We start from the raw sequence: 24712 nt of genomic DNA, 5'->3' as shown, positions 1-24712 counted from the left end.
GCGTGGTCAGCCGGGCCAGGTACCCGTCAGGCGGCGGGTCGCCGTGGCTCCGGCGCGGTCGACCCCGGCCTTCACGGCGGCGAAGATGGCGCCCTGGACGGTCGCCGCCGTCAGGACCTCCTTCCAGGTGCGGTCCTCGTCGGTGGCGTCCGGTGCGTCCTCGTCGTGACCGAGCATCTTCCACGTCTGCTTGAAGGCCGCGCCCGCCAGCATGCCGCTGACGGCCCCGAGGGCGAGACCCACGGGCTTGTAGGCGATCTTTGCGCTGTTCATCGATGGGCTCCCGCGCGACGACGGCGTGCCAGCAGGACGGCACCGCCCACCGCGGCCGTCCCGACGAGCAGGGCACCGGGGTGCTGCCGTGCGGTCCGCAGGCCGCGGTCGGTCCGCTGCCGGATGGGCTCGGGCGTCCTGTCCTGCACCATGTGGCCGGCCCGGGACGCGGTGTCCAGGACGCGGTGCGCGGCCCTGTCGGCCTTGTCCTGCACCGGCTGCGGCACCTTCTCCCGCACCCGCCGCGCGACGTCGGCGGCCGTGTGGCCGACCTGTTCCCTGGCCTCGTGGGCCTTCTCCTGGGTACGGCTCTTCACATCGGCCCGGGAGGCGAGCTCCTCCACGGTCCTGCCCAGTTCCTCCCGGGTCTGCTCGATCTGCTCGCGCAGTTCGTCGGGGCCCTTGCCGGGCGTGGCGCCACCGGTACCGGTCATCGCTGTGCCCTTTCCCTGATCTCGGCCGCATCGGCCTTGACACTGTCGATGGACTGCTCGGGTGTGGGCGGGGTCGCCTGGCGCACCTTCGCCCTGCCCACCGCCGCCATCACCGCGGCGACGACGAGCAGCCCCCCCGTGATGATCAGCCCGGCGGCCCACACCGGCAGCGGCACGGCGAGGGCCGCGATCGCGGTGGCGACCATCGCCTGCAGGGCGAGGAAGCCGACCAGTCCGGCACCGCCGAACATGCCGCCGCCCATGCCCAGGCGCTTGCCCTTCTGAGTCATCTCCGTCTGGGCCAGCCGCATCTCGGCGCGGACCAGGTCGGTCAGTTCCCGGGAGGCCTCCTGGACCAGTTCACCGACCGACGCGTCGGAGCGGGAGCGGTACCGCGGTTGCAGGGTGGTCATAAGGGTCACCTTCTCCCCTTGCGGATGGGGTTCGCGGATGGGCTGTGACGCCGGGTACCCGGGCGTCGCCCTGCCGTACCGCGCGGCCGCGTCATGTGTCACGCAGGCGGCGCCGGTCCTGTTCGTCCCAGGCGCGGGTGTCGCGCGGGGCGGTGTAGGGCTCCTCCTCGGGCGGGTGCCCGCCGGCGATCGCGCGCTGCCGGGCGGCCTCCGCGTCGAACTCCAGACCGAGCAGGATGGCCAGATTGCCGACCCACAGCCAGATCAGGAAGACGATCACGCCCGCCATCGTGCCGTAGGTCTTGTTGTACGAGGCGAAGTTGGCGACGTAGAACGCGAAGCCCGCGGAGGCGATCATCCAGATCAGCAGCGCGAGACAGCTGCCCGGGGTGATCCACTTGAAGCCGCGCACCTTGGCGTTCGGTGTGGCCCAGTACAGGATCGCGATCATGGTGGTCACCAGGACGGCCAGGACGGGCCACTTGGCGATGGCCCAGGCCGTCAGGGCCGTGTCGCCGATGCCCAGGGTGGAGCCGACTTCGCGGGCCAGGGCGCCGGTGAACACGACGATCAGCGCGCTGAGCACGGCCAGCACCATCAGGACGACGGTGACGCCCAGCCGGACGGGCAGGACCTTCCAGATCGGACGCCCCTCGGGCATGTCGTAGACGGCGTTGGCGGTGCGGATGAAGGCGGCGACATAGCCGGAGGCGGACCACACCGCCAGGACCAGACCCACGACGGCCATCACGGACCCGACGCCGCTGTTGCCCTGCAACTGCTCGACCGCGCCGGTCAGGATGTCCCTGGCCGAGCCGGGCGCGAGCTTGTTGATGTTGTCCAGGACCGCGTTCGTGGCGGATCTGCCGGCCAGGCCGAGTATGGACACCAGCACCAGCAGGGCAGGGAAGAGCGACAGCACCCCGTAGTAGGTCAGCGCCGCGGCGCGGTCGGTCAGCTCGTCGTCCTTGAACTCCCGCAGCGTGCCCTTGAGCACCGCGCCCCATGCCCGCCGGGGCAGTTCCCCCGGGGTGTCGGGCGCCCGCTCCTCCACCTGCGGATCCGGCCCGAACGACTCCTGCGAGTCCTCCGACGTGCCGGATGCCTCCGGCTCCGCCCGGTCGGCGGGCGCCCGGTCGGGGCCTGTGTGCTCGGTGCCGGACGGCGGTGACGGGCTGTTCCGCCCTTGGTGTTCCTTGTGCCTGGATTTGAGAAGTCGGTTCATGGGCCCCGGGTATCCCCACTTCCTCGGGCTCACGCGCGGCCACGCTCTCGTAAATCGCGGGTCAGCCGCTCCGGCCGGACGGGCGGCGGGGAAATCCGGCGACGGGCGGCGGGAAAATCCGGCGACACCCTCGATACGCCCTGTTACCGTCGCTCCCATGAAGGTCACCAGGCACATCCGCACCGCAGCCGCGCGAGCGACCAGCTCCTCGGCTGCCGACGCCTGACCCCATCCCCCCGGCGGCCGGAAACGGACCGTCGGTGTGCGCCTTCCTTCTCTCCCAGGTCGAAACCCGTTCCGCGGTCCTCTCCGGTCCCCATGACCCGAAGGAAACCGCGATGACCACCACACCGACCACCGACGAGATCCTCGGCACCTTCACCGACTTCTTCCGCGAACGCGGACACGAGCCCGTCAGCGGCGGCACGCTCCTGCCGCCGCCCTCCGACCCGGTGCTCTTCACCACCTCGGGCATGCACCGGCTCACGCCCTACCTGGAGGGCCGGCCCCATCCACAGGGACGGCGCCTGGTCGACGTCCAGCGCTGTCTGCGCACCACCGACCTCGACGAGGTCGGCGACCGTACCCATCTGACCGTGTTCGAGATGCTCGGCTCCTGGTCGCTGGGCGACTACGGCCATACCCAGAGCCTGCGTTGGGGGTACGAGCTGCTGCACGACGGATTCGGCATCCCGCGGGAGCGGATGCACGTCAGCGTCTTCGGCGGGGACGACGAGGTCGGCCCCGACCATGAATCGCTGCGCCAGTGGCAGGAGTTGGGGCTGCCCGTGGAGCTGACGCGCGACGACAACTGGTGGTCGCACGGTCCCGTCGGCCTGTGCGGCCCCGACTCGGAGATCTTCGTCTGGACCGGGAACCCCGGCACCCCGCCCCAGGGCACCCCCACCACCGACCCACGGTGGGTCGAGGTGTGGAACCACGTCAGCATGCGTTACCGACGTCTTGAGGACGGCGGCCTCCAACCCCTCGAACAGCCCTGTGTGGACACGGGCATGGGACTGGAACGACTGGTGACGGTCCTCCAAGGACACGACTCCGTCTACGACACCGACCTGTTCGAACCGTGGACGAGGCTGCTGCCGCCTCTGTGGAACCTGGGGGAGACACCGCGACGGCTCGTCTGCGACCACCTGCGCTCAGGGATCGTCGTCATCGGTGACGGCGTACGTCCCTCTCCCACCGGACGCGGCTATGTCCTGCGCCGGCTGATCCGCCGTGCCCTGACCACCCTGTGGCGCGACGACCCCTCCCGCACCCTGTCGGACCTGCCCGAGGAACTCCTCGGGCACACCCTGGACCACTTCCGGCAGCCCCGCGGCTCCTCAGAGGTGCGCCAGGTGCTCGTGGAGGAGGAACGGCGCTTCGGTCGCCTCCTGGAGCGAGGGCGCCGGGTGCTGGACGGGCCGCGGTTCGACGGGCCGCTGAGCGACGAGGACTACCGCTACCTGCACGACACCCACGGCCTGCCACGCGACCTGGTCGTGACGCTGCGCATCCCTTGACCGTGGGCCCAGGGTCCAGGTCGCCTCGGGGAGACCTGGACCTTCGGCGGCTCGCGTCCGCGGCGGCTTCGGGCTTCGCCGGCCCCCCGTCCTCGGAGGCTCCCCCTACTCGTCCCACGCCTCGATCAGGATCTGCCGGGAGATCTTGCCGTCGCGCAGCGTGATCATCGACTCGGACAGGACCCGCACCCCGTCCGCGTACTCGCAGGACTCGCTGTAGGCCGCGTGGTCCCCCTGGACGACGCACCCCTCCAGCTTGTGCGTCATGTCGCGGCTGTAGACGTCGCCGAGCATGTCGGCGATCTCGCCGCGGCCGCGCAGCACCTTGGGGTGGCTGGGCTGGGAGTTGCGGTTGACGACGCGCAGTTCGGCGTCGTCGGCGTACAGCGACAGCAGCGTGTCCGGGGTCTGTCCCTCGATGCCCCGGCGCAGGGTCTCGGTGTCGAACGACGGGTTCGTGGTGGTGCCCATGGTGACCTCCTGCGAGGCCCGCGGCACGGCGAGGAGTGGCCGCGAGGACCTCTGATGAAGAGACTCCTCCGCCCCGTCGGACTCGGCAAGCGCAGCCCGATCGCTGGGCCTGACGGGTGAGCCCCGCGGGGTGGCCGTGTCCGGCGGCGGCGCCCTTCCGTTCCTGGAACATGATCTCAACTCCGATTCTCGCCGCCGCCGTTGGTCTCGCCGCAGGCCTCACCGGTCTCGCCGCGCCGCTGGCGGCCCCGGCCCACGCGGACACCCGGAACGCGGGACCCCAGCTGAACCCGATCACCGCGCTCGACTCGCTCGCGACGACCGGGATCCCCGAGCAGCACAAGCACCGGGTCCCGAGGGTCTCGCAGCAGCTGGGTCACCTCGATCACATCAACCAGCTGAACCGGCTCTGAGGACACCGCCGCGTCACCGACTCACAGCAAGGGCCGTCCGGGATCGCGCCGGACGGCCCTTCGCGTGTGCCCGCAGCGAGGTGCCGGGAGCGATGGGCCGAGAGCGATGCGCCGAGAGTGACGTCCCCTCCACCCAGCGGGGCCGACACGTGGGCGGGTGGGGAGGCCGGGCGGGACCGCCATCGGGCCACCACGTCCTTCGGGGTGCCCAGCCGACCGGCCAGGAGGAGACCCGCGAGGAGACCCGCCCCCGTTCGCGACGGGCCGCGTCCCGGCATCGGCTCAGGGGACCGCCGTCGGAGCCCTGCGCCCCTTACCGGACGGCACCGGCTTCCGACCCCCGCCCCCCCCGGGAGGGGCACCGGGACCGTGCCGCTCGCCGTCCCGGCGCCGTCAGCCGGCCGTCGCCAGGAACTGCGTCGCCGCCAGCTCCGCGTAGAGCGGATCCCGCGCGACGAGTTCGCGGTGCGTGCCCACCGCACGTACCCGGCCTGCGTCCATCACCACGATCCGGTCGGCCATCGTCACCGTCGACAGCCGGTGCGCGACGACCAGAACCGTGGTCGTACGGGCCACATCGGCGACCGTGTCGCGCAGGGCCGCCTCGTTCACCGCGTCCAGCTGCGAGGTGGCCTCGTCGAGCAGGAGCAGCCGAGGGCGGCGCAGCAGGGCGCGGGCGATGGCGACACGCTGCCGCTCGCCTCCGGACAGCTTGGTGCCGCGATGCCCGACCAGGGTGTCGAGCCCGCCCGGCAGCCGCGCGACCAGGTCGTCGAGGCGCGTGGTCTTCAGCACCCGCGCGACCGTGTCGTCGTCCGCCTCGGGATTGCCCAGCAGCAGGTTGTCCCGCAGCGAACCGGACAGGACCGGGGCGTCCTGCTCCACATAGCCGATGGCGGACCGCAGCCGGGGCAGCTCCCAGTCCGCCAGATCCCGTCCGTCGAGGGTGATCGTCCCGGCCTCCGGGTCGTAGAACCGCTCGATCAGTGAGAACACGGTCGTCTTGCCCGCCCCCGAGGGGCCGACGAACGCCGTCATGCCCTGCGCGGGGACCGCGAAGGTCACGCCGTGGTGGACGTACGGCAGATCGTCGGCGTACCGGAAGCGGACGTCCTCGAAGGCCACAGCGGCGGGCTCGGCCCCGGCAGCGGGCAACGGCGCCGCCGCGGCGGCCGGTTCGGCGGGCAGCCGCAGCGCCTCCTGGATGCGGGAGAGCGCCGCCGACCCCGTCTGGTACTGCGTGATCGCGCCGACGACCTGCTGTATCGGCGACATCAGATAGGACGAACAGCAGGAACGCCACCAGCGTGCCGATGTCGATGGCCCCGGTCGCCACCCGAGCCCCGCCCACCGCGAGCACCGTGATGAAGGCGATCTGCATGGCCAGCCCGGCCGTGTTGCCCGCCGCAGCCGACCACTTGGCGGCCCGCACGCTCTGCCGCCAGGACTCCTGTGCCGCCTCGTGCAGGGTCCGTTCCTCCCGGTGCTCGGCGCCGGACGCCTTCACCGTGCGCAACGCGCCGAGGATCCGCTCCAGCGAGGCACCCATCACCCCGACCGCGTCCTGCGCCTGCCGGCTCGCCTTGTTGATGCGCGGCACGATCACACCGAGAACGGTGCCGGCGCCCAGGATCACGCCGAGCGTGACCGCCAGCAGCACCGGATCCACCAGGCCCATCATCACCACCGTCGCCACCAGCGTGAGCCCTCCGGTGCCGAGGCCCACCAGCGAGTCGGTGGTGACCTCGCGCAGCAGCGTCGTGTCCGAGGTGATGCGGGCCATCAGATCGCCCGGCTCACTGCGGTCGACGGCGGTGATGCGCAGCCGCAGCAGATACGACGACAGGGAGCGCCGCGCGCCCAGCACCACCGACTCGGCGGTCCGCCGCAGCACGTACGAACCGAGCGCTCCCAACGCCGCGTTGGCCACGACCAGAGCCGACATCAGCAGCAGCGCCCCCGTGACGGCCCGGTCGTGGGACAGGTCGTCGATCAACTCCCGTGCCACCAACGGGAGGACGAGCCCAGTCGCGCCGGTGACCAGCGAGAGCGCGGCGCCCGTCAGCAGGGCCCACCGATGCGGGCGTACGTATGCGAGGAGCAGTCGCCACGCGGGCTGGTCGGTGGGCGGCTGGGCTGGGCTCACGGCGCTCCTTCGGAGTCGGACGGGAGCACTCAGGCTACGTCGGACCGTCCGCGCGGGCGTGCCGGTTTCGGGCGCGGGACGTGCCGCCGTCCTGGCCGGATGATGTGAAGGACAGGGTTCGGTGCCTTTACCGATCGGCCACGACTAGGGTCGGAAGTGGACGGAGAGCCGCCGAGGGAAGGGTGGAGCGCCATGGCGCAGGAAGTACGCGGCGTGATCGCACCGGGCAAGGACGAGCCGGTGCGGGTGGAGACGGTCGTGGTGCCGGATCCGGGGCCGGGTGAGGCCGTGGTGAAGGTGCAGGCGTGCGGGGTGTGCCATACCGACCTGCACTACAAGCAGGGCGGCATCAGCGACGACTTCCCCTTCCTGCTGGGCCACGAGGCCGCGGGTGTGGTCGAGGCGGTGGGCAGCGGGGTCACCGATGTCGAGCCCGGCGACTTCGTCATCCTCAACTGGCGTGCGGTGTGCGGCCAGTGCCGGGCCTGTCTGCGCGGACGCCCCTGGTACTGCTTCGCCACCCACAACGCCCAGCAGAAGATGACCCTCGCCGCCACCGGCCAGGAGCTCTCCCCGGCCCTCGGTATCGGCGCCTTCGCGGAGAAGACCCTGGTCGCGGCCGGGCAGTGCACCAAGGTCGACGCGTCGGTGGCCCCGCAGGTCGCGGGCCTGCTGGGCTGCGGCGTGATGGCCGGGATCGGCGCCGCGATCAACACCGGCGGCGTCGGACGCGGCGACACGGTCGCGGTGATCGGCTGCGGTGGGGTCGGGGACGCGGCGATCGCCGGGGCGCGCCTGGCCGGGGCCGCGAAGATCATCGCCGTGGACATCGACGACCGCAAGCTGCAGAAGGCGCGGTCCATGGGAGCCACCCACAGCGTCAACTCCGAGGAGACCGACCCGGTCGAGGCGATCCGGGAGCTGACCGGCGGTTTCGGCGCGGACGTCGTCATCGAGGCGGTCGGCCGCCCGGAGACGTACCGGCAGGCCTTCTACGCCCGTGACCTCGCCGGCACGGTCGTCCTCGTGGGCGTACCCACCCCGGAGATGAAGCTGGAGCTGCCGCTGCTGGACGTCTTCGGACGAGGCGGAGCGCTGAAGTCGTCCTGGTACGGCGACTGCCTGCCGTCCCGTGACTTCCCGATGCTGATCGACCTGCATCTGCAAGGCCGCCTGGACCTGGGCGCGTTCGTGACCGAGACCATCGAACTGGGCGAGGTGGAGAAGGCGTTCGAGCGGATGCACCACGGTGACGTCCTGCGCTCGGTGGTGATGCTGTGATGGTCGCCCGTATCGAACGCCTCGTCACCTCCGGGCAGTTCACCCTGGACGGCGGCACCTGGGACGTCGACAACAACGTGTGGCTCGTCGGCGACGACCACGAGGTGGTCGTCATCGACGCCGCCCACGACGCCGACGCCATCGCCGAGGCCGTCGGGGACCGCCGCCTCACCGCCATCGTCTGCACCCACGCCCACAACGACCACATCGACGCGGCGCCCGCCCTGGCCGACCGCACCGGCGCCACGATCTGGCTGCACCCCGACGACCTGCCGCTGTGGAAGCAGACCCACCGGGACCGAGAGCCCGACGCCCACCTCCAGGACGGGCAGATCATCGAGGCCGCGGGCGCCGACCTGAAGGTCATGCACACCCCGGGCCACGCGCCGGGCGCGGTGTGCCTGCACGACCCCGGTCTGGGTGTCGTCTTCACCGGCGACACCCTCTTCATGGGCGGTCCGGGCGCCACGGGCCGCTCCTACTCCCACTTCCCGACGATCATCGGCTCGATCCGTACCCGCCTGCTGTCCCTGCCCCCCGAAACCAGGGTCCTCACCGGCCACGGCGACGCCACCACCATCGGCGCGGAGGCCCCGCACCTGCAGGAGTGGATCGACCGGGGCCACTGAGGCGAAGGGCGGAGCGCGAGGGCGAGCCGCTCGGCCCGCCCCTTCCGCCGCTTGGACGAACTCTCTGCAAAAGAGGACAGAAGATGTCCGGCTTACCCGGCACCCTCAAGAGCGACCACGCTCACACGGGTACGGGAGGCCGGACATGGCACAACCGCTGAAGGACAGGGTCGCACTCGTCGCCGGGGCGACACGGGGAGCCGGACGCGGCATCGCCGTCGAGCTCGGGGCGGCCGGCGCCACCGTCTACGTGACGGGACGCAGCACGCGCGGCCGGCGTTCGGAGTACGACCGCCCCGAGACCATCGAGGAGACCGCCGAACTGGTCACCGAGGCCGGCGGCCACGGCGTCGCCGTACCCACCGACCACCTCGACCCCGCACAGGTACGCACGCTGGTCGACCGTATCGAGGACGAACAGGACCGCCTCGACATCCTCGTCAATGACATCTGGGGCGGCGAGAAACTGTTCGCCTGGGACAGCCCGGTGTGGGAGCACGACCTCGACAAGGGGCTCCGGCTGCTCCGGCTCGCCGTCGAGACCCACGCCATCACCAACCACCACGCCCTGCCCCTGCTCCTGCGCCGGCCCGGCGGACTGGTGGTCGAGATGACCGACGGCACCGCGGACTACAACCGCGACCACTACCGCAACTCCTTCTTCTACGACCTCGCCAAGGCATCCGTCCTGCGCATGGCCTTCTCCCTCGGGCACGAACTCGGACCCCGCGGCGCGACGGCCGTCGCCCTGACGCCGGGCTGGCTGCGCTCGGAGATGATGCTGGAGGCGTTCGGGGTACGGGAGGACAACTGGCGCGACGCCCTCGACCGAGTCCCGCACTTCGCCATCTCCGAGACCCCGCGCTACGTGGGCCGCGCCGTCGCCGCCCTCGCCGCCGACCCCGACGTGGCGCGCTGGAACGGCGCATCCCTCTCCGCCGGGCAGCTCGCCCGGGTCTACGGCTTCACGGACCTGGACGGCAGCCGCCCCGACGCCTGGCGGTACGTCGTGGAGGTGCAGGACGCGGGGAAGCCGGCGGACACGGCCGGCTACCGCTGACGCGGAACCGGGTCGGCCGCCGGGAGCGGCCAGCGCGCGGAGTGGCCGGGCGGCAGGCCGAGATCCTCCCGCACGGCCGTGTAGTACCCCTCCCGTCCGTCGCGCTGCCGCTCCAGGAGCGCCCGCCACACCTCCGGATCCCGCCTCTCCTCCCGCACGAACCGCTCCATGTCCATCGCCGACACGACCCAGGCCCGTGCCCTGTCCACCACAGCGGGGCTGCCCAGCATGAGCAGCGCCTCGCCCGAGGGGTCCCGGCGCGAGGTCGCCTCGGCCAGCAGCGGCTTGGCCTCTTCCAGGGTGAGGGGATCCGGGTGCGGGTCGATGCCCAGTGCGGCGGCGACCCGGTACGTCACCGTGACCGTCGTCTTCACCGACTGCGCGTAGTCGGCGTAGACCGCGAGCCGTCGCTCCTCCCAGCGCGCCGCCTGCTCACGCCGAAACCTCATCCGATCGCCCCGCACGACCACCACGTACGAACCGAGCGCGCCGATCACGACGCCCATGAGCGCGGGGAGTTGCTGAAGGAACACCGACATGGAGGAACGTTATCCGTCCGGGTGATCGTCGTGGCAGTACGGTCGGGCCATGACGGACACGACGCGCTTCGCAGGTCACGGAGTCATGATCACCGGCGCGGCCCGCGGTATCGGCGCCGCCACCGCCCGACGGTTCGCCGAGGAGGGGGCGACGGTCCTGGTGACCGACCGGGACGGGCCCGAGGCCGAGGAGACGGCGGCACGACTGCGGGGGGAGGGGCACGCGGTGTGGGCACGGGTGTGCGACGTGTCCGACCGTGCGTCGGTCGAGGCCGCCGTCGCGCATGCCGTCGACGCCTGCGGCTCCCTCGACGTCCTGGTCAACAGCGCCGCCTCCTGCACCCCGGACACCCCGCTGTTCGAGGACGGACCGGACGAGGCGTGGGCCCGCGACCTCGACATCACCCTGACCGGCGCCTACCGCTGCTGCCGGGCCGCCCTCCCGCACCTGGCCGCCGGCGGGCGCGGTGCCGTCGTGAACATCGGCTCGGTCAACGGCCTCCAGGACTTCGGCAACCACGCCTACAGCGCCGCCAAGGCCGGCCTCGGCTCCCTCACCCGCACCCTCGCCGGCCATGCCGCGGCCCGCGGTGTCCGCGTCAACCTGGTTACTCCGGGGACGGTGCGCACCTCGGCTTGGGAGGGACGGGACGAGGAACTCGACGAGATCCGCACGCTGTACCCCCTGGGCCGGGTCGGCGAACCCGAGGACGTCGCCGCGGCGGTCGCCTTCCTGGCATCCCGTGACGCGGCCTGGATCACCGGCACCACTCTCACCGTCGACGGCGGCCTCACCGCGGTGAACACCGGCTTCCGGACGGCGGTCCGGCACCCCGACGACGACTGAGACGCACGGTCTCGCGGTGCGCCGCGCCACGCCCCGGTGCCCGGCGAACTTCACCGTTTGGTCACAGCCCGCTCCGGGCCACAACCGAGCCCCCCGTACAAGGGTCTACCTGGCTGAAGTCCACAGAGACACGCCACAGACACACGCTAGGGAAGGGTCCGGGCATGGGGGACATACGCAGACGGCGAGCCGTCGCACTCGGCATCACCGCGGGGCTGGTCGCGCCGCTCGGCCTCACACTCGCCGCCGCACCGGCACAAGCGGCTCCGAGCTGCACCACCCAAGCCGGTCCTTATCAGAAGAAGGTGGAGAAGTTCCTCGGCCGCCCGGTCGACGGCAAGCAGTCCGCCGCCGACTGCAAGGCCATCCAGGCCTTCCAGACCAAGCACGGCATCACCCCGAACGCCGGTTACGCGGGGCCCGTCACCTGGGGCGTGATGGACCTGATGAACAAGCAGAAGGCCGTCGGGAACAACCCCAACAGGGACGGCAAGTGCCCGGTCAACAAGGGCCGCATCGCCTGCGTGAACCTCACGCTCCAGCTGAGCTGGATCCAGGACGGGGAAAGGCTGGTCCACGGCCCGGTACCGGTGCGCACCGGTCGCAACGGCTACGAGACGCGCACCGGTCTGAAGAAGATCTACTGGCGCAACATCGACCACGTGTCGAGCATCTACGACGTGCCGATGCCCTACGCCCAGTTCTTCGACGGCGGCCAGGCGTTCCACCAGGTCGGCGTCAGCATGTGGAACCCGCCGGGCTCGCACGGCTGCGTCAACATGACCAAGACCGACGCGAAGAAGTACTGGTCGCTGCTGAAGAACGGCGACGACGTCTACGTGTACGGCCGCAAGCCGGGCACCTGACGAGGCACGGGCACCCGGTCCGCTCCGGGACGTCCGGGACGTCAGAGCGCGGGGGCGTCCCCGAAGTCCGGGATCGCCAGCCTGACCCCGCCCTGCCGCGCGGACTCGTGGGCGACGATGCCCGGCAGGGTGTAGCGGGCCGCCACCCACGCGTTCACCGACGGCAGGGTGCGGGTGTTGACGGCGGTCACGAAGTCGTCGACGAGGAAGTGGTGGCTGCCCTCGTGACCGTTGTGCAAGTGGTCGAACGCCCGGGGCAGCCGCGACCGGTCGTGCACGGGGGCCGAACCCGAGGTGAAGGCAGCCCGCAGATCCGGTGCGATGTGCTGCAGTGACGGGTCGTCAGGGGACATCGTGGGCTTGGGCTCCAGCAGCTCGCTGATGTCCTGCACCCCGTTCTTGTCCTGCCACAGGGCCACCGTGGCCAGCTGCTCCATGCTCGCCTCGGTGCCGAAGAAGCGGAAGCGGGACTCCCTGATCTGCGAGGGGTAGCCGACCCGCCGGAACTCGTTCGTACGGAACGAGCCGCCGCCCGCCACCTCGAACAGCGCGGTCGCGTTGGACATGTCGTTGTCGAACCGGCTCACGCTCCGGTCGAAGACACCGTCGCCCCGATCGTCCACGACCCCGATCGCCGAGACGCTGACGGCATGCGTCTGCCAGGCACCGAGCACACCGCCCACCGAGTGCGTCGGGTACAGCAGCGGGGGATAGCTAGCGGTCGACTTCCACCCCTCGCCGCCGCTGTACCGGTACGCCTCGTAGAAGCCCAGGTCCATGTCGTGGACGTAGTCGCCCTCGGCGTAGAAGAGCCGTCCGAAGGCGCCCTCGGCGATCTGGTTGCGGGCGTGCACGGTGGCCGGGTTGTACTGGCTGGTCTCGCCCATCATGTAGGTCAGGCCGGTCGCCTTGACCGCGTCGATGATCGCCGCGATCTCCTCCGCGGTGATCGCCATGGGGACCGCTGAGTACACGTGCTTGCCCGCGTTCAGGCCCTGGACGACCAGCGGGCCGTGCGTCCAGCGCTGGGTGAATATGGCGACCGCGTCCACGGCCTTCGACTCCAGCATCGCCTCGTACGAGGGGAAGGTGCCGGTGAGGCTCTCGGCGGCGGCGAGTTGCTCGGCCCGCTCGGGCAGGAGGTCGGTGACGTAGACGTCGCTGACACCGGGGTGGGCCAGGAACAGCTTCGCGAACTGGCCCGAGAACTGCCCGGCGCCGACGATGCCGAGGGAGAACGTCATGGGGGATGCCCTTCACTGGTCCAGGATCAGGTGACTTACTTTCGTAGTGGAAGAATTCATCCGTCAAGGGGTGGTCTTCTTCTTTCGCGGACCCCTCAGCTCGGCCATGTTTGCCGTCCATTAGCTCGTGTTATTTTTGGAGAGGAAAAAACGAGGCGTCTACGCCGTGTGGGAGCCTGACGACCATGACCGCAGCAGCCGCCAGCTGGATCCCCCTCAGCCCCGGTGAACGCTCGGTGGCGATCGAGGTGCTCCTGGATGGGCCCCTGTCGCGCACCGAGCTCGCCCGGCGGCTCGATCTGTCCGCGGGCAGCCTCACCCGGCTGACCAAGCCCCTGATCGAGTCGGGACTGCTGATCGAGGTGCCCGAAGCGGGCTCGTGTGCGCAGGCGCGTCAGGGTCGTCCGTCGCAACCGCTGGACGTCGTCGCCGAATCGCGCTCCTTCATCGGCTTCAAGATCACCGACGACATGGTCTACGGCGTCGTGACCACCCTCCGCAGCGAGATCGTCGCCCGCTACGACCGCCCCCTCACCACCCACGCCCCCGTCGAAGTGGCGGACCTGCTGGGGCGGATGACCGGCGAACTCGCCCGCCATCACCCTCGGCTCGCCGGTATCGGCATCGGTGTGGGCGGTCTCGTCGAGGACCGTGCCGTGGTCGCGGAGTCACCGTTCCTGGGCTGGAGCGACGTCCCGCTGGCCCACCTGGTCGAGGAGCGCACGGGGTTGCCGGTAGTCGTCGAGAACGACGTCGCCGCCCTCGTCGAGGCCGAGACGTGGTTCGGCGCCGGTCGCGGGCTCGACCGCTTCGTCGTCCTCACCATCGGCGCCGGCATCGGGTACGGCCTGGTCCTGGGCGGCAGGCGAGTGCCGTACGCGGAGGAGGACCGCGGCTTCGGCCGTCACTGGATCGTCGATCCCAACGGTCCGCTCACTCCCGACGGGGAGCGGGGCAGCGCCGCCTCCCTGCTGGCCATCCCCAACATCCGCTACCAGGTCCGGGCCGCCACCGGTCGCGACCTGACCTACGAGGAGATCCTGGAGCTCGCGGCGGCGGGCGAGCCGATGCCCGCCCGTGTCATCGCCGAGGCGGCCCGCGCACTGGGCACGCTGGTCGCCCAGATCGCGAACTTCGCGCTGCCGCAGAAGATCCTTCTCGCCGGGGAGGGAGTCGGGCTCATGGACGTCGCCGACGAGACCGTGACGAAGACCATCCGCTCGCTCCGGCACCCGCTCGCGGCGCCGGTCGACCTGGAGACCAAGGTGTCCGACTTTCACGACTGGGCGCGCGGCGCCGCCGTTCTGGCCATCCAGGTGCTGGTGCTGGGCGCTGCGGACGCGTGAACTCGGCCGCCCGTGCGGGTACATGGACGTGATCAGCACCACTGTCCGTTATGCCCGCTTTGCTCTTACTTGCTCACGCGGCCTTCACCTCGGGGGTCGTATGCTTCACAACATGTCCACCAGTGTTGAAATCGCCTCCGATCGCTCGGCTGACGAGGTCAACGAGGAGATCCGGGCGCTGTGGCGCCGGTCGGGCGGGACACTGAGTGTCGAGCAGCGCGAGGAGTACCAGCGCCTCGTCCTGGAGTGGGCCGCCGCGGTCCCGCAGCAGGTGAAGGCAGCCTGACCACCCGCCTCGGCGACCCCGCCCCCTCCTCGGCGCACCTCGTCAGGCATCGCAAGACCGTCCCGGGGCACCCCTGATCCGATGGGTGCCCCTTCTGGCACCGACCTCCGCCGCCCGCTACGGCATCGTCGACTTCGCAGGCGGCACGCACTTCCTCACCGCTCCCTGAGCCGGGGTGCCACGAGCACCGTCGTTCCAGTGAGCGCCGTAACGTCCGTACCCCTGTCCGCGCTGCGCGGCGGTGGTCGTCGCCCTGCTGACCCTCGGTCGGCGGGGCGACACCGGTCACCCCCAGGTCGCCGAGTAATGACGTTGGTAGGCCTTGCGGTCCTGCTCCGCGCGGATGAACCGGGTCGCCACCAGCGCGACCAGGCTGCCCGCCACGACGAGCAGGCCGGGACCGACGTTCTTCGGGTCCGCGAGCCGGGACAGCAGCGTCGAGGCGTCCACGCCCGTCACCGGGGCCGACGAGCCGGGCGAGGCCCCACCCGGCTCGATCGCGCTCTGCGTTCCCGAGGGAGCCGGCGCGGCGCCCTGCTGCCCCCCGCCGTTCTGCGCCGCCACGATCAGCTTCAGATCGAGCGCGGCCAGCGCCTTCGTCACCGGCTGGAAGAACGTCGTACCGCCGGCGGTGCAGTCCCCGCTGCCGCCCGACGTCACCCCCAGCGCGACCCCCTCCGAGAACATCGGCCCCCCGCTGTCCCCGGGTTCGGCGCACACGTTCGTCTCGATGAGCCCCGTCACCGTCCCCTCGGGATAGTTGACCGTCGCGTTGAGCGCCGTCACCTCGCCGTCACGCAGCCCGGTCGTGCTGCCGCTGCGGAACACCCGCTGTCCGACGGCGGGATCGGCGGCGCCGGTGATCCGCACGCCCTTGCCGTCCCCGATCGACACGACGTCCGCCCCGGCACCGGCGTCCCCGCTCGCGTACTGGACCAGCGAGAAGTCACCGCCGGGAAAGTTCTGCTCGATGGTCTGACCCAGCTGCCGGCGGCCCTGGTTGTCGGCGAACCACACGGAACCGTCCGGGCCGCAGTGCCCGGCCGTGAGGATGAAGTCCCGCTTCCCGTCGGTGACGTTGAAACCGGCCGAACAACGCCCGGCCGTCGACAGCATCGGCAGCGCGCCGTTGAGCCGCGTGGTGAACGTCCCCTCGGTGCGCTCCATGCGCACGAAGCCGCCGAGGCCCTCGGCGAGCTTCGTCATCCGGGACCAGTCCCCTGCCGAGACGGTGCTGTCACCGCGTACGACCACCTCGTTGGACCGGTAGTCCATGACCCACGCCGTGCCGGTCACCCGCGGCGCCGAACGCAGCGCGGACGTCGCCGACTTCAGCTCGTCCATGCTGTGGTCGACCATCTTCGGCTCGGCGCCGGCCTCGCGGACCTCGTCGGCCGCCTTCTCGTCGGTGACCGCGACGACCGGCTTGCCGTCGGCACCTAGCCAACTGCCCGCCGTACGGGACGTGCCCAGACGGGAGACGAGATCGCTGCCGGCGTCGGCGGCCGAGGTGGCGTAGGTGCGCGGGACGGTGGTATCGGGAGGCTCGCTCGCCACGGCCCGTGTGACCATCGTTCCCCCGAGAAGGAGTCCGCCGACGGCCGCCAGCCGTGTCACTCGCCGGACGAGACGTCGTCGTGCGTGCCTCATGCATGGCTCCCGAACCAGTACAGCGCGGCGTCAACGCCGCGGGGCCCTCCCGTGGTTGAGCACCCTCTCTCCATACGTGGCCCGGCGCGCCCGTGTTCACCGCACGGCTGATCGTTCTTGCTCGGGTCGCCGCCCGAGCCGGGCCCCGCCGCGGGATCCCGCGGGCGAGCCCGGAGGGCAGGCCGCCGGCCGCACGCGGGGACCGAGTCGTGTGCCGATCCGCCCCGGGCTCCCGTACCTGACCGGCTGCCGGACCCACGGACAGCAGCCCGCACGCCGGCGGGGCGAACGCGTCGGAGGTGGAGCCCGCGGCCGTCACCGTCCCGTACTCGCCGTTCCCGGCAGCCGCACAGCCCCCTATCTTGTGCCCCATGACCAGGATCCCGCACGCCACGTCCGGTGAACCGAACCCCCTTCGCGCCCTCACCCTCGACCACCTGCGACGCCGAACGAGCGTGAAGTGGCGCGCCTACCCCGACGACGTGCTGCCGCTGTGGGTGGCCGAGATGGACGTACCGCTGGCCGAACCCGTCGTACGCGCTCTGACCGACGCCCTCGCGCTCGGCGACACCGGCTACCCGACGGGCACCGGTTACGCCGAGGCGCTCGCCGGTTTCGCGGACAAGCGATGGGGCTGGGCCGGGCTCGCCGTGGAGCGGACGGTCATCGTGCCCGACGTGATGCTCGGTGTGGTCGAAATGCTCAAGCTGGTCACCGATCCGGGCGATCCCGTCGTGGTGAACTCGCCCGTGTACCCGCCGTTCTACCAGTTCGTCGCGCACATGGACCGACAGGTCGTCGAAGCCCCGCTGGGCGCGGACCTGCGCATCGACCTCGACACCCTGGACGCGTCGTTCCGGCGCGCGACCTCGGGCGGCCGACGCGCGGCCTTCCTGCTGTGCAGCCCCCACAACCCGACCGGCACCGCACACACCCTCGACGAACTGGCCGCCGTGGCCGCCCTGGCCGACCACCACGGCGTCCGCGTCGTCGCCGACGAGATCCACGCACCGCTCACCGCCGCGGGCGTCGACTTCGTGCCGTATCTGAGCGTCCCGGGCGGCGAGAGCGGACTGTCCGTCATGTCGGCTTCGAAGGCGTGGAACCTTGCCGGCCTCAAGGCGGCCCTGGCCGTCGCCGGCCCTGCGGCCGCCGCCGACCTGGCCCGGCTGCCCGACGTGGTCAGCCACGGACCGAGCCACCTCGGCGTCATCGCCCACACCGCCGCCCTGCGCGACGGCATCGGCTGGCTCGACGCCCTGCTCGCGGGCCTCGACGACAACCGGCGCCTGCTTTCGGACCTCCTGGCCGAGCACATCCCCGCGATCACCCACCGTCCGGGCGAGGCCACCTACCTGGCCTGGCTGGACTGCCGCGCCCTCGGCCTCGGCGACGACCCCGCGGAGGTCTTCCTGCGCCGCGGGAGGGTCGCGCTGAACTCCGGCATCCCGTTCGGCACCGGCGGCGCGGGGCACGTACGGCTGAACCTGGCCACGTCGCCGGAGTTGATCGAGGAAGGGGTAGGGCGGATGGCGGCGGCCCTCGCCTGACCGCTCACCCCGGACGGCCGCCCGGACCCGGCCGGACGGGGAGGTGGGGGCCCGGAGCGGCGCCCCCACCCGCCTGCCTACACTTCCGGCCATGGACGACACGTCGCTCGACCTGCTCGGCTCGGGCAAGTACCTGCTCATCACCACCTACCGCAAGAACGGCACGGGTGTCCCCACTCCGGTCTGGGTGGTGCGCGACGGCGACGCGCTGGGCGTGTGGACGGTCGCCGACTCGTGGAAGGTCAAGCGCATCCGGGCCCGTTCGGACGTCCTCGTGGGTCCCTGTGACCTGCGGGGCAAGCCGACCGGCGAGCAGATCCCCGCCACCGCCGAGATCTGCGACGAGGCCACCGGCGCCCGCTACCGCGCGCTCATCGCCCGCAAGTACGGGATCACCGGCCGGCTCACACTCCTCGGCAGCAGACTGCGCCGCGGCGTGAACGGCACGGTCGGCATCCGTGTGACCCTGTCGCCCAAGGACTGAGGCGCGGGCGGTGGCACCGCACCGAACGGCCGGGCCGCGCACGGCGACGACTAGGGCCTGTTGCGAAAGTGGCGTCGTCGCCCGAAGGGCGGCCGCGCGGCGTCCGGTGCGTGCTCTCGGCGTGCCGCCCGGAAGCCCTCGTACTGGGCGTACTCGGGCTTTCGGGCGGTGCGGCGAGAGTGCGTGCCGGGCGTCGCGCGGCAGGCGCCACTTTCGCAACAGGCCCTAGCCGTGCGCGGCCCGACGAACTCACCGGGGGAGCGGACGGCGACCGTCGCCCGCGGTGACCGCGTCACCCCCGCGCCGCCCCGGTGAGCGGATCACGACGCGTCGAGCACCGTGCCCTTCATCTCCGAGGCGCCGGGCTGCGGTTCACCGAACTCGTCCTCCAGCCGGAACCGCACCGACTCGGCCGGTTCGGCGACCCGGTCCGCGACCGTCGGCAGCCGTACCTCCGTGCTGGTCCGGCCGGGCTCTACGGCCGCCCACAGATAGAGGCCGTCCAGCTTGGACAGCGGCCGTTCCGGATCCGGGGACACACCCGCGTTCTCCTCCAGCCAGGCAGGGTCGACGTCCTTCGTCGACAGTTCCCGGCCTCCGGTGACGGGAAGCACGGCGAGCTGCCCGCCGACCTCCGCGTCGGCCACCGCGGACAGGGAGACGCGCCACTTCAGCGCTTTCCCCTCGGTCACCCGGTCGGCGACGGGCGTCACGGAGATCGAGGGCTTCGGGTCGTCGTTCTCCACGGTCACCCCGCCCAGGTGAGCGCCCACCACGGAGTCGCGCACCGCCTTCACGAACACGTCGTGCGCCACGTCGTACCCGTAGCGGCCGTTGCCCTCGACCTTCACCGGTACGTCGATGGCGTGCGTGCCGGGCCGGACCGTCACCAGCCGGTCGGTGACCTTGCCCGTGACCGGGTCGACGACGAACAGCCGTACCTGCCCACCGGCCTGCCCCGAGACCCGGACGGGCACCTGGTGGGTCAGCGTCCCCGCGTTGCCCTCCTTGACGGTCAGCCGGCCGACGTCGACCCGGGACAGCGGGGCCTCCCGCACGTCCGGTGTGCCCGGCCGCCAGGCCCAGGCGTCCATCAGCCACGCCCGGCCGGATCCCGTGCGCGGCGTCAGTGTCAGGGACTTGACACGGCTCAGGTCGAGTGCGGCCGCGTCGTCCGCCCCGACCGGCACCCGCACCTCACGTGCCCAGTAGGAGGCGGTGCGGTCCGTACCCGGCAGCCCGTCGACCTTGACCCGGCCGAGGGTCCGCCGGCGTCCCGTGGTGTCGGTGACGGTGACGTCCAGCCGCGTCCCGGTGGTGTTCGGCGGCACGATGACGCGCAGCGCCAGCGCCTTCGCGCCTGCCAGGGACTGCGGCCGGTCGGGTCGTATACGAACGGGGTGCCCCGCCTCGGACCAGCGCAGCGCTACCGCGCGACGGCCCGGCTCACGGTCGGTCTCCCAGCGTGCGAAGTGGGGTGAGGGCCCGTCCCTCTCCTCCGACAGGCACGCCTTGGCGGGCGAGGGATCCACGGCCGAGCACAGCCGGCCCCCGCGTACGGCCATCCTGCTGTCCGGCAGGAACCCGGCGCCGCGACCCGCGCCCACCGCGTGGGTGAGGACCTGCGCGGGATCGGCCGAGGGCGCCCGGCGGCCCGTGCCGTCGAGCAGCGGGCGCACCCGGTCGTCCCCGGCGACGAAAAGCCGGGCGGCCGCGGCGATGTAGGTGGCGCCGGCCCGGTGCTGCTGGTCGGCGGTCAGCCGGGTGCGGGTGCCGGGGGAGCAGACCCGGTCGGGCCGCTCATCGTCGTGCCAGAAGTCGTCTTCGGCGGGCGCCTCGGCCTGCCCCGGCGTCCACTCGCTGTTGAAGTAGTTGTGGTTGGCGCCCACCATGTACACCGCGCTGTGCAGTGCGGCTCCGCGGCTGACGCGGCGCGTGCCGTCGACGTACACCTGACCCTGGAGGTCGGAGACGTCGCCGTCACAGCCCGGCAGAATCGTCAGCGACGGCACATCGGCGACCGGGTTCTGACCGAAGATCGTCGGGCCGATGAGGACGTTGCCGCGGATGTGCCACCGCACCGGGCCGTGGTACCCGTCCTGCTGCGCGGGCGGCGGGTAGAGACTGTCCATCGCGGCCCGGTTGACGCCCTCGCCACCCCGGGAGTGCCCCACCAGGAGCACCTGCGACAGATCGGCCCTGGGCGCACGGCGTACGGCCGCCGGAGCGGAGTCCGGGTTCGCGGACCAGTCCGCCCAGCGGGCGAGGTGCTGCCGAACGAGCGAGGAACGGGCCTGGGCGCCACCGTCCTCGGCCTGCCAGTCCTGCCCGTTGACACCGTTGGCGGAGATGGAGACGGTCACATAGCCCTGGGAGGCCAACAGGCGCTGGTCGCGCAGGTAGCCGCGGTGGCTGGGAACCGGCTTGGCGCCGTCGGCGCAGGGCCAGTCGCCGGTGATCTCGCCCTGCGGGGTGTAGCAGGTGACGTGACGTCCGTGCAGGAACAGGGCGAGCGGACGAGTGCCGTCGGCGTCCTCGGGCGCCACCACCACGGCCCGCATCTCGACCGGCGCGGGGAACCCGGGCAGCCGTACGGGGTCGAGGTCGTACTCGCCCGTCACCGTCCGGTACGTGCCCGGCTTGCCGGGATCGACCTCGTTGGCCGGCAGCCGCCGCGGCACGGTCACCGCCGAACGCGCGCCGGAGCGGGCACCGGGCGCGTCCAACCTGCGTCCCGCGGCCCGTACTTGCAGGTCGCCCACCGAATCCAGCCGTACGCCGTCGAGGCGGAGCCGGAACGTGCGCCCGTCCTTCGCGGGCTCGGGCCGGCCGAGGAGCCGGTCGCCGGCGTAGAACTCCACGCGGGCGTCGCCCATGGGCACCCGGTCGTCGGACCGCCACTGCAGCGTGCGCGCGGCCCCGTCACCGGTGATGCTCCAGTCCGCCGGAAGACCGCCGTTCCCGTCGGCGGTCTTCCCCAACGACCGTCCCTCCGGGGCCTGTTGCGCCTGAGCCCACTCCGGCGAGGCGCCCACGCCCACGAGTAACGCCACCGCGGTGACCCTCGCCCACACTCCGACTCTGCTCGCGCGGGGTGACCCCCGTCGCCGGGCACGGATCACGTGCCCCTCCTTCCGCACGCCCCGGGACGGCCCCGGGGCTCTCACTCCGGGAGGACGGGCAGGAGGTACATGTGCGTTGCCTGTGAAGGGAGTCGACTCAGAAGTCCGGCCGCCGACGACACCGTCCGCGTGCTGAACCGGACGCCGGACAGGACGGCGTCTTGTTGTGCCGGCGGCGCGACGACGACGTACCGGCGGGGAGGTGAGGAGAACCGCCGCCGACCCGGGCCGGCTCCGCCGGCGGCGTGCCGCACGGGAACACGGCCGCCGAGCAGGCGGGCGGTTTCCGGCGCGCGCTGCGTCCGCCGGGGCGGCCTTCGAGGGGTGCCGATCGCCCACCCCACGGCCGCCGTACGCGACGGCGCGCCGTCGTTGCTCGCCGCCACCCCGTGCTTCGAGAGCGGACGGCCCTTCGCCGTGCGGGAGTCGGTGCCCGGCGTCGGGGAGCGCTCAGGCGGCCTGGGGCCGGGCGCCGCTCAGGTCCAGGCCCGGTAGGGCTCGTCCATCAGCTGGAACACCGGCTCGCCCCGGACCGGGTCCTTCGCCGTGGACAGCCGGACCCGGTCGCCGCTGTGGATGCCGATGGGCGGACCCATCACCCGGCCGCGTACGACGAACCCCTCGGCCATCTCGACGAGCGACACATTGCGCGCGGCGGGGGTGTTGCGGTGGACGACCGTGGAGTGCCGGACCGTCCCGATGCCCTCGCTGCGCTCCGTGCGCAGGTCACTGCCCTGGCACACCGGACACAGCAGCCGGTGGTACATGGCGGTGCCGCACCAGGTGCAGCGCTGGAAGAGCATGGCCTCCGTGTCCGGAGCCGCGGGGTCGAGGACCCCCGCCCCGAAGCCGGCGGACTGGCGAGCAACGGTTCCTGAGTGGTGGTACACGCTGGTCAACTCCCTGCACTCGGCCGGAATCCCACGTGCGCGGGTCATCCGTGCACGGATGTGCGCGGTTCACGTGCCACCGTGCACGCCCACAGAGTATGGCACTCAGTGCCACTCGTAAAGGCACTCCGTACCCCTAATCTGGCGGGTGACCTCGGGGGAGCGCCCGTGCCGACGAGGCGGGCCGCTCAGTCCCGTCCGAGCGTGGTCTCGATCTCCTGGACGACCCGCCACAGCGGCGCCCCGCGCCGGGAGACCACGACCACCACGTCGTCGGGCTGCCCGTCACCGGCCGGGCGCGGGGTCGGGGCGGCACCGAAGGCGGACTGCACGTATCCCAGGGCGTGGTCCACCGCGGCGCTCGCGTCGCCCTGCCCGTCCGAACGCAGCCAGGAGCGCAGCGCGTTGTTGTGCGCCGCGACCACGGCGGCGGCGATCACGTCGGCCTGGAGGGTCCCGTCGGGCCGGCCGGCGAAGCGCTCGCGCAGGTACTCGGCCAGGGCGCGCTCATAGCGCCACACCACCGACAGCTCGTAGGCGCGCAGTCCGGGCACCTGCTTGGTGAGCCGGTAGCGCTGCACGGAGAAGGTCGGGTTCTCCGCGTACATCCGCAGCACCAGCCGGGCCGCGTCGCACACCCGGCGCACCGGCTCGTGTTCCTCGCCGCTCGTGGCCAGGAAGGCCGTCATGTCGGCGAGGCACCGCTCGTGGTCCGGGAAGACCACGTCCTCCTTGGAGGGGAAGTACCGGAAGAACGACCGCCGCCCCACACCGGCGAGCGCCACGATGTCGTCGACCGTCGTCTGCTCGTAGCCCCGCTCCAGGAACAACTGGAAGGCCGCCGCGACCAGGGCCTCCCGCATCGGGGGCTTCGCCGCCGCGGCATCCGTCTTCTCGCCGCGGCCGGGCGCCGCGCTGCTGGAGCTCATGGACGGGAACGTAGCACCAGAGCGCCGCAGATGGCACTCAGTGCTGTGTCAGGAGGGAACTGAGTGCTGCCGGTCGCGAGATCGTGGTGACGTCGGCGATTGTTCGGCGGATGCCGGTCCGCATACGATCGGCTGCCGTCCCCGCCGAGGAGCCCGCATGCCGCCCGTCCGACCTCGCCTGCTGTACGTCACCGACCTGGCCTACCAGGCCCGCGGGCGGCGCTACTGCGACGAGGACGTCTTCCTCACCTCCCGTCTGCGGGACGCGTTCGACATCGCCCTGTGCCACCCCGGGGACGCTGCCGCGCTCATGGACGCCTTCGACGCGGTCGTCGTCCGCAACAGCGGACCGGTCCTCGGGTACCAGGACGCCTACGACGACTTCCGGCGGCGGGCGACCGGTGCGGGGGTACGTGTGTACAACCCGCTCTCCGGCAGGGCGGACATGGCCGGCAAGCAGTACCTGCTCGACCTGACCGCCGCCGGGTACCCGGTCATCCCGACGGTGGACCGTGTCGAGGACCTGCACCTGCTGCCCGAGGCCGGCCGGTACGTCGTCAAACCGAAACTCGGCGCCGACTCGATCGGGCTGCGGATCGTGCCGGCCGAGGAGGCGCGTGAGCTGGTCACCGGGGACGTCCTCGTCCAGCCGTGCGTCGACTTCGCCTACGAGGTCTCCTTCTACTACGTCGACCACGCCTTCCAGTACGCCCTGCACGCGCCGCACCCCGACCGCCGCTGGCAGCTGGAACCGTACGAACCCAGCGACGACGACCTGGAGTTCGCCCGGTGCTTCATCGAGTGGAACGGCATCGAGCACGGCATCCAGCGCGTCGACGCCTGCCGTGCGCCGGGCGGTGAGCTGCTCCTGGTCGAGCTGGAGGACCTCAACCCCTATCTCTCCCTGGACGCCCTGGACGACAGGCGAAGGGACGCCTTCGTCGCCGCGATGCGGACGTCCCTGCACGGTTTCCTCGCCGCGGGGGCCTGAGCGCTGCCGAGCGTCCCGCGACTCGAAGGCGGCCATGGCCCCTCGCCGCACCGGCCGTAGGCGAAGGGCCGCGCTGAACCGGTGGGACGGCGGCCCCGTA

24 protein-coding genes and 1 pseudogene are annotated in these 24712 nt (G+C 71.9%); 13 read left to right on the top strand and 12 right to left on the bottom strand.

Annotated features, from left to right (window positions below; genetic code table 11):
* Window positions 1-6: 6 nt before the first annotated feature.
* From ACFYNL_RS19905 to ACFYNL_RS19890, 4 genes are all read right to left on the bottom strand, one after another.
* Entirely contained in the window at window positions 7-273 is a 267-nt protein-coding gene (locus ACFYNL_RS19905) for a DUF4235 domain-containing protein (RefSeq protein WP_388805001.1), read from the bottom strand.
* A complete protein-coding gene (locus ACFYNL_RS19900; protein ID WP_388804998.1) occupies window positions 270-707 on the bottom strand; it encodes a DUF3618 domain-containing protein in 438 nt (145 codons plus the stop codon). The genes ACFYNL_RS19905 and ACFYNL_RS19900 overlap by 4 nt, the downstream gene beginning before the upstream one ends.
* Window positions 704-1120 (bottom strand): phage holin family protein, encoded by a 417-nt coding sequence (locus tag ACFYNL_RS19895; RefSeq protein WP_388804995.1) that lies wholly within the window; start codon window positions 1118-1120, stop codon window positions 704-706. The genes ACFYNL_RS19900 and ACFYNL_RS19895 overlap by 4 nt, the downstream gene beginning before the upstream one ends.
* A gap of 91 nt (window positions 1121-1211) precedes the next feature.
* Window positions 1212-2345, bottom strand: coding sequence for a YihY/virulence factor BrkB family protein (locus tag ACFYNL_RS19890; protein ID WP_388804992.1), 1134 nt, complete (start codon window positions 2343-2345; stop codon window positions 1212-1214).
* A 338-nt stretch (window positions 2346-2683) separates the two neighbouring features.
* Here ACFYNL_RS19890 and ACFYNL_RS19885 point away from each other — a divergent pair, with 338 nt between their 5' ends.
* Window positions 2684-3868: an alanine--tRNA ligase-related protein gene (locus ACFYNL_RS19885; RefSeq protein WP_388804989.1), complete on the top strand. Its 1185-nt coding sequence runs from the start codon at window positions 2684-2686 to the stop codon at window positions 3866-3868.
* Between the two features lie 105 nt (window positions 3869-3973).
* Here ACFYNL_RS19885 and ACFYNL_RS19880 read toward each other — a convergent pair whose 3' ends face one another.
* The gene (locus tag ACFYNL_RS19880) at window positions 3974-4339 is read right to left on the bottom strand and encodes a nuclear transport factor 2 family protein (RefSeq protein WP_388804986.1); all 366 of its coding nucleotides are present in this window, start codon (window positions 4337-4339) and stop codon (window positions 3974-3976) included.
* Window positions 4340-4509: 170 nt separating this feature from the next.
* Here ACFYNL_RS19880 and ACFYNL_RS19875 point away from each other — a divergent pair, with 170 nt between their 5' ends.
* Window positions 4510-4752, top strand: a complete 243-nt coding sequence (locus ACFYNL_RS19875; protein ID WP_388804983.1) for a hypothetical protein — start codon at window positions 4510-4512, stop codon at window positions 4750-4752.
* Between the two features lie 393 nt (window positions 4753-5145).
* Here the strand turns inward: ACFYNL_RS19875 and ACFYNL_RS19870 are convergent.
* Window positions 5146-6898, bottom strand: a pseudogene (locus ACFYNL_RS19870) (ABC transporter ATP-binding protein).
* A gap of 192 nt (window positions 6899-7090) precedes the next feature.
* On the opposite strand from ACFYNL_RS19870, the gene ACFYNL_RS19865 reads away from it, so the two are divergent.
* From ACFYNL_RS19865 to ACFYNL_RS19855, 3 genes are all read left to right on the top strand, one after another.
* Window positions 7091-8179: an S-(hydroxymethyl)mycothiol dehydrogenase gene (locus ACFYNL_RS19865; RefSeq protein ID WP_388804980.1), complete on the top strand. Its 1089-nt coding sequence runs from the start codon at window positions 7091-7093 to the stop codon at window positions 8177-8179.
* A complete protein-coding gene (locus tag ACFYNL_RS19860; protein ID WP_388804977.1) occupies window positions 8179-8808 on the top strand; it encodes an MBL fold metallo-hydrolase in 630 nt (209 codons plus the stop codon). The genes ACFYNL_RS19865 and ACFYNL_RS19860 overlap by 1 nt, the downstream gene beginning before the upstream one ends.
* Before the next feature lie 145 nt (window positions 8809-8953).
* Window positions 8954-9868 carry an SDR family oxidoreductase gene (locus tag ACFYNL_RS19855; RefSeq protein WP_388804974.1) on the top strand — a complete coding sequence of 305 codons (915 nt, stop codon included), beginning with the start codon at window positions 8954-8956 and terminating at the stop codon, window positions 9866-9868.
* Here the strand turns inward: ACFYNL_RS19855 and ACFYNL_RS19850 are convergent.
* Window positions 9859-10407, bottom strand: a complete 549-nt coding sequence (locus ACFYNL_RS19850) for a hypothetical protein (protein WP_388804971.1) — start codon at window positions 10405-10407, stop codon at window positions 9859-9861. The two genes, ACFYNL_RS19855 and ACFYNL_RS19850, sit on opposite strands and share 10 nt — an antisense overlap.
* Before the next feature lie 49 nt (window positions 10408-10456).
* Between ACFYNL_RS19850 and ACFYNL_RS19845 the strand changes: the two genes are divergently transcribed.
* Both ACFYNL_RS19845 and ACFYNL_RS19840 read left to right on the top strand, forming a co-directional pair.
* A complete protein-coding gene (locus tag ACFYNL_RS19845; RefSeq protein ID WP_388804968.1) occupies window positions 10457-11254 on the top strand; it encodes an SDR family NAD(P)-dependent oxidoreductase in 798 nt (265 codons plus the stop codon).
* A gap of 164 nt (window positions 11255-11418) precedes the next feature.
* Window positions 11419-12120: a L,D-transpeptidase family protein gene (locus ACFYNL_RS19840; protein ID WP_388804965.1), complete on the top strand. Its 702-nt coding sequence runs from the start codon at window positions 11419-11421 to the stop codon at window positions 12118-12120.
* Between the two features lie 41 nt (window positions 12121-12161).
* Here ACFYNL_RS19840 and ACFYNL_RS19835 read toward each other — a convergent pair whose 3' ends face one another.
* The gene (locus tag ACFYNL_RS19835) at window positions 12162-13364 is read right to left on the bottom strand and encodes a Gfo/Idh/MocA family protein (RefSeq protein WP_388804962.1); all 1203 of its coding nucleotides are present in this window, start codon (window positions 13362-13364) and stop codon (window positions 12162-12164) included.
* A 185-nt stretch (window positions 13365-13549) separates the two neighbouring features.
* Between ACFYNL_RS19835 and ACFYNL_RS19830 the strand changes: the two genes are divergently transcribed.
* Window positions 13550-14710 (top strand): ROK family protein, encoded by a 1161-nt coding sequence (locus ACFYNL_RS19830; RefSeq protein WP_388804958.1) that lies wholly within the window; start codon window positions 13550-13552, stop codon window positions 14708-14710.
* 100 nt (window positions 14711-14810) lie between these two features.
* Window positions 14811-14996, top strand: a complete 186-nt coding sequence (locus tag ACFYNL_RS19825; RefSeq protein WP_388804955.1) for a hypothetical protein — start codon at window positions 14811-14813, stop codon at window positions 14994-14996.
* A gap of 285 nt (window positions 14997-15281) precedes the next feature.
* Here ACFYNL_RS19825 and ACFYNL_RS19820 read toward each other — a convergent pair whose 3' ends face one another.
* Window positions 15282-16646: a S1 family peptidase gene (locus ACFYNL_RS19820; RefSeq protein WP_388804952.1), complete on the bottom strand. Its 1365-nt coding sequence runs from the start codon at window positions 16644-16646 to the stop codon at window positions 15282-15284.
* Window positions 16647-17017: 371 nt separating this feature from the next.
* Here ACFYNL_RS19820 and ACFYNL_RS19815 point away from each other — a divergent pair, with 371 nt between their 5' ends.
* Both ACFYNL_RS19815 and ACFYNL_RS19810 read left to right on the top strand, forming a co-directional pair.
* On the top strand, window positions 17018-18196 hold the full coding sequence (locus tag ACFYNL_RS19815) for a MalY/PatB family protein (protein WP_388804949.1): 1179 nt from the start codon (window positions 17018-17020) through the stop codon (window positions 18194-18196).
* Between the two features lie 91 nt (window positions 18197-18287).
* On the top strand, window positions 18288-18680 hold the full coding sequence (locus tag ACFYNL_RS19810; protein ID WP_388804946.1) for a PPOX class F420-dependent oxidoreductase: 393 nt from the start codon (window positions 18288-18290) through the stop codon (window positions 18678-18680).
* A gap of 320 nt (window positions 18681-19000) precedes the next feature.
* Here ACFYNL_RS19810 and ACFYNL_RS19805 read toward each other — a convergent pair whose 3' ends face one another.
* Window positions 19001-21802, bottom strand: a complete 2802-nt coding sequence (locus tag ACFYNL_RS19805) for a hypothetical protein (protein ID WP_388804943.1) — start codon at window positions 21800-21802, stop codon at window positions 19001-19003.
* Between the two features lie 324 nt (window positions 21803-22126).
* Here ACFYNL_RS19805 and ACFYNL_RS19800 point away from each other — a divergent pair, with 324 nt between their 5' ends.
* On the top strand, window positions 22127-22297 hold the full coding sequence (locus ACFYNL_RS19800; protein ID WP_388804940.1) for a hypothetical protein: 171 nt from the start codon (window positions 22127-22129) through the stop codon (window positions 22295-22297).
* Here ACFYNL_RS19800 and ACFYNL_RS19795 read toward each other — a convergent pair.
* Window positions 22279-22692: a Zn-ribbon domain-containing OB-fold protein gene (locus ACFYNL_RS19795; RefSeq protein WP_388806226.1), complete on the bottom strand. Its 414-nt coding sequence runs from the start codon at window positions 22690-22692 to the stop codon at window positions 22279-22281. The genes ACFYNL_RS19800 and ACFYNL_RS19795 overlap by 19 nt on opposite strands.
* Before the next feature lie 188 nt (window positions 22693-22880).
* A complete protein-coding gene (locus ACFYNL_RS19790; RefSeq protein WP_388804937.1) occupies window positions 22881-23621 on the bottom strand; it encodes a TetR family transcriptional regulator in 741 nt (246 codons plus the stop codon).
* Window positions 23622-23778: 157 nt separating this feature from the next.
* Here ACFYNL_RS19790 and ACFYNL_RS19785 point away from each other — a divergent pair, with 157 nt between their 5' ends.
* Entirely contained in the window at window positions 23779-24612 is an 834-nt protein-coding gene (locus ACFYNL_RS19785; RefSeq protein WP_388804934.1) for a hypothetical protein, read from the top strand.
* The last annotated feature ends 100 nt before the right edge of the window (window positions 24613-24712 follow it).

This window comes from Streptomyces sp. NPDC007808, assembly GCF_042868655.1.
GTDB lineage: Bacteria > Actinomycetota > Actinomycetes > Streptomycetales > Streptomycetaceae > Streptomyces.
The sequence above is the reverse complement of the archived record's forward strand: the minus strand, read 5'-3'. Positions and strand labels throughout refer to the sequence as shown.

Bases quoted from the DNA above. Each gene is read 5' to 3' on its own strand.
- ACFYNL_RS19905 (WP_388805001.1), bottom strand. From the start codon at position 273: ATGAACAGCGCAAAGATCGCCTACAAGCCCGTGGGTCTCGCCCTCGGG.
- ACFYNL_RS19900 (WP_388804998.1), bottom strand. From the start codon at position 707: ATGACCGGTACCGGTGGCGCCACGCCCGGCAAGGGCCCCGACGAACTG.
- ACFYNL_RS19895 (WP_388804995.1), bottom strand. From the start codon at position 1,120: ATGACCACCCTGCAACCGCGGTACCGCTCCCGCTCCGACGCGTCGGTC.
- ACFYNL_RS19890 (WP_388804992.1), bottom strand. From the start codon at position 2,345: ATGAACCGACTTCTCAAATCCAGGCACAAGGAACACCAAGGGCGGAAC.
- ACFYNL_RS19885 (WP_388804989.1), top strand. From the start codon at position 2,684: ATGACCACCACACCGACCACCGACGAGATCCTCGGCACCTTCACCGAC.
- ACFYNL_RS19880 (WP_388804986.1), bottom strand. From the start codon at position 4,339: ATGGGCACCACCACGAACCCGTCGTTCGACACCGAGACCCTGCGCCGG.
- ACFYNL_RS19875 (WP_388804983.1), top strand. From the start codon at position 4,510: ATGATCTCAACTCCGATTCTCGCCGCCGCCGTTGGTCTCGCCGCAGGC.
- ACFYNL_RS19865 (WP_388804980.1), top strand. From the start codon at position 7,091: ATGGCGCAGGAAGTACGCGGCGTGATCGCACCGGGCAAGGACGAGCCG.
- ACFYNL_RS19860 (WP_388804977.1), top strand. From the start codon at position 8,179: ATGGTCGCCCGTATCGAACGCCTCGTCACCTCCGGGCAGTTCACCCTG.
- ACFYNL_RS19855 (WP_388804974.1), top strand. From the start codon at position 8,954: ATGGCACAACCGCTGAAGGACAGGGTCGCACTCGTCGCCGGGGCGACA.
- ACFYNL_RS19850 (WP_388804971.1), bottom strand. From the start codon at position 10,407: ATGTCGGTGTTCCTTCAGCAACTCCCCGCGCTCATGGGCGTCGTGATC.
- ACFYNL_RS19845 (WP_388804968.1), top strand. From the start codon at position 10,457: ATGACGGACACGACGCGCTTCGCAGGTCACGGAGTCATGATCACCGGC.
- ACFYNL_RS19840 (WP_388804965.1), top strand. From the start codon at position 11,419: ATGGGGGACATACGCAGACGGCGAGCCGTCGCACTCGGCATCACCGCG.
- ACFYNL_RS19835 (WP_388804962.1), bottom strand. From the start codon at position 13,364: ATGACGTTCTCCCTCGGCATCGTCGGCGCCGGGCAGTTCTCGGGCCAG.
- ACFYNL_RS19830 (WP_388804958.1), top strand. From the start codon at position 13,550: ATGACCGCAGCAGCCGCCAGCTGGATCCCCCTCAGCCCCGGTGAACGC.
- ACFYNL_RS19825 (WP_388804955.1), top strand. From the start codon at position 14,811: ATGCTTCACAACATGTCCACCAGTGTTGAAATCGCCTCCGATCGCTCG.
- ACFYNL_RS19820 (WP_388804952.1), bottom strand. From the start codon at position 16,646: ATGAGGCACGCACGACGACGTCTCGTCCGGCGAGTGACACGGCTGGCG.
- ACFYNL_RS19815 (WP_388804949.1), top strand. From the start codon at position 17,018: ATGACCAGGATCCCGCACGCCACGTCCGGTGAACCGAACCCCCTTCGC.
- ACFYNL_RS19810 (WP_388804946.1), top strand. From the start codon at position 18,288: ATGGACGACACGTCGCTCGACCTGCTCGGCTCGGGCAAGTACCTGCTC.
- ACFYNL_RS19790 (WP_388804937.1), bottom strand. From the start codon at position 23,621: ATGAGCTCCAGCAGCGCGGCGCCCGGCCGCGGCGAGAAGACGGATGCC.
- ACFYNL_RS19785 (WP_388804934.1), top strand. From the start codon at position 23,779: ATGCCGCCCGTCCGACCTCGCCTGCTGTACGTCACCGACCTGGCCTAC.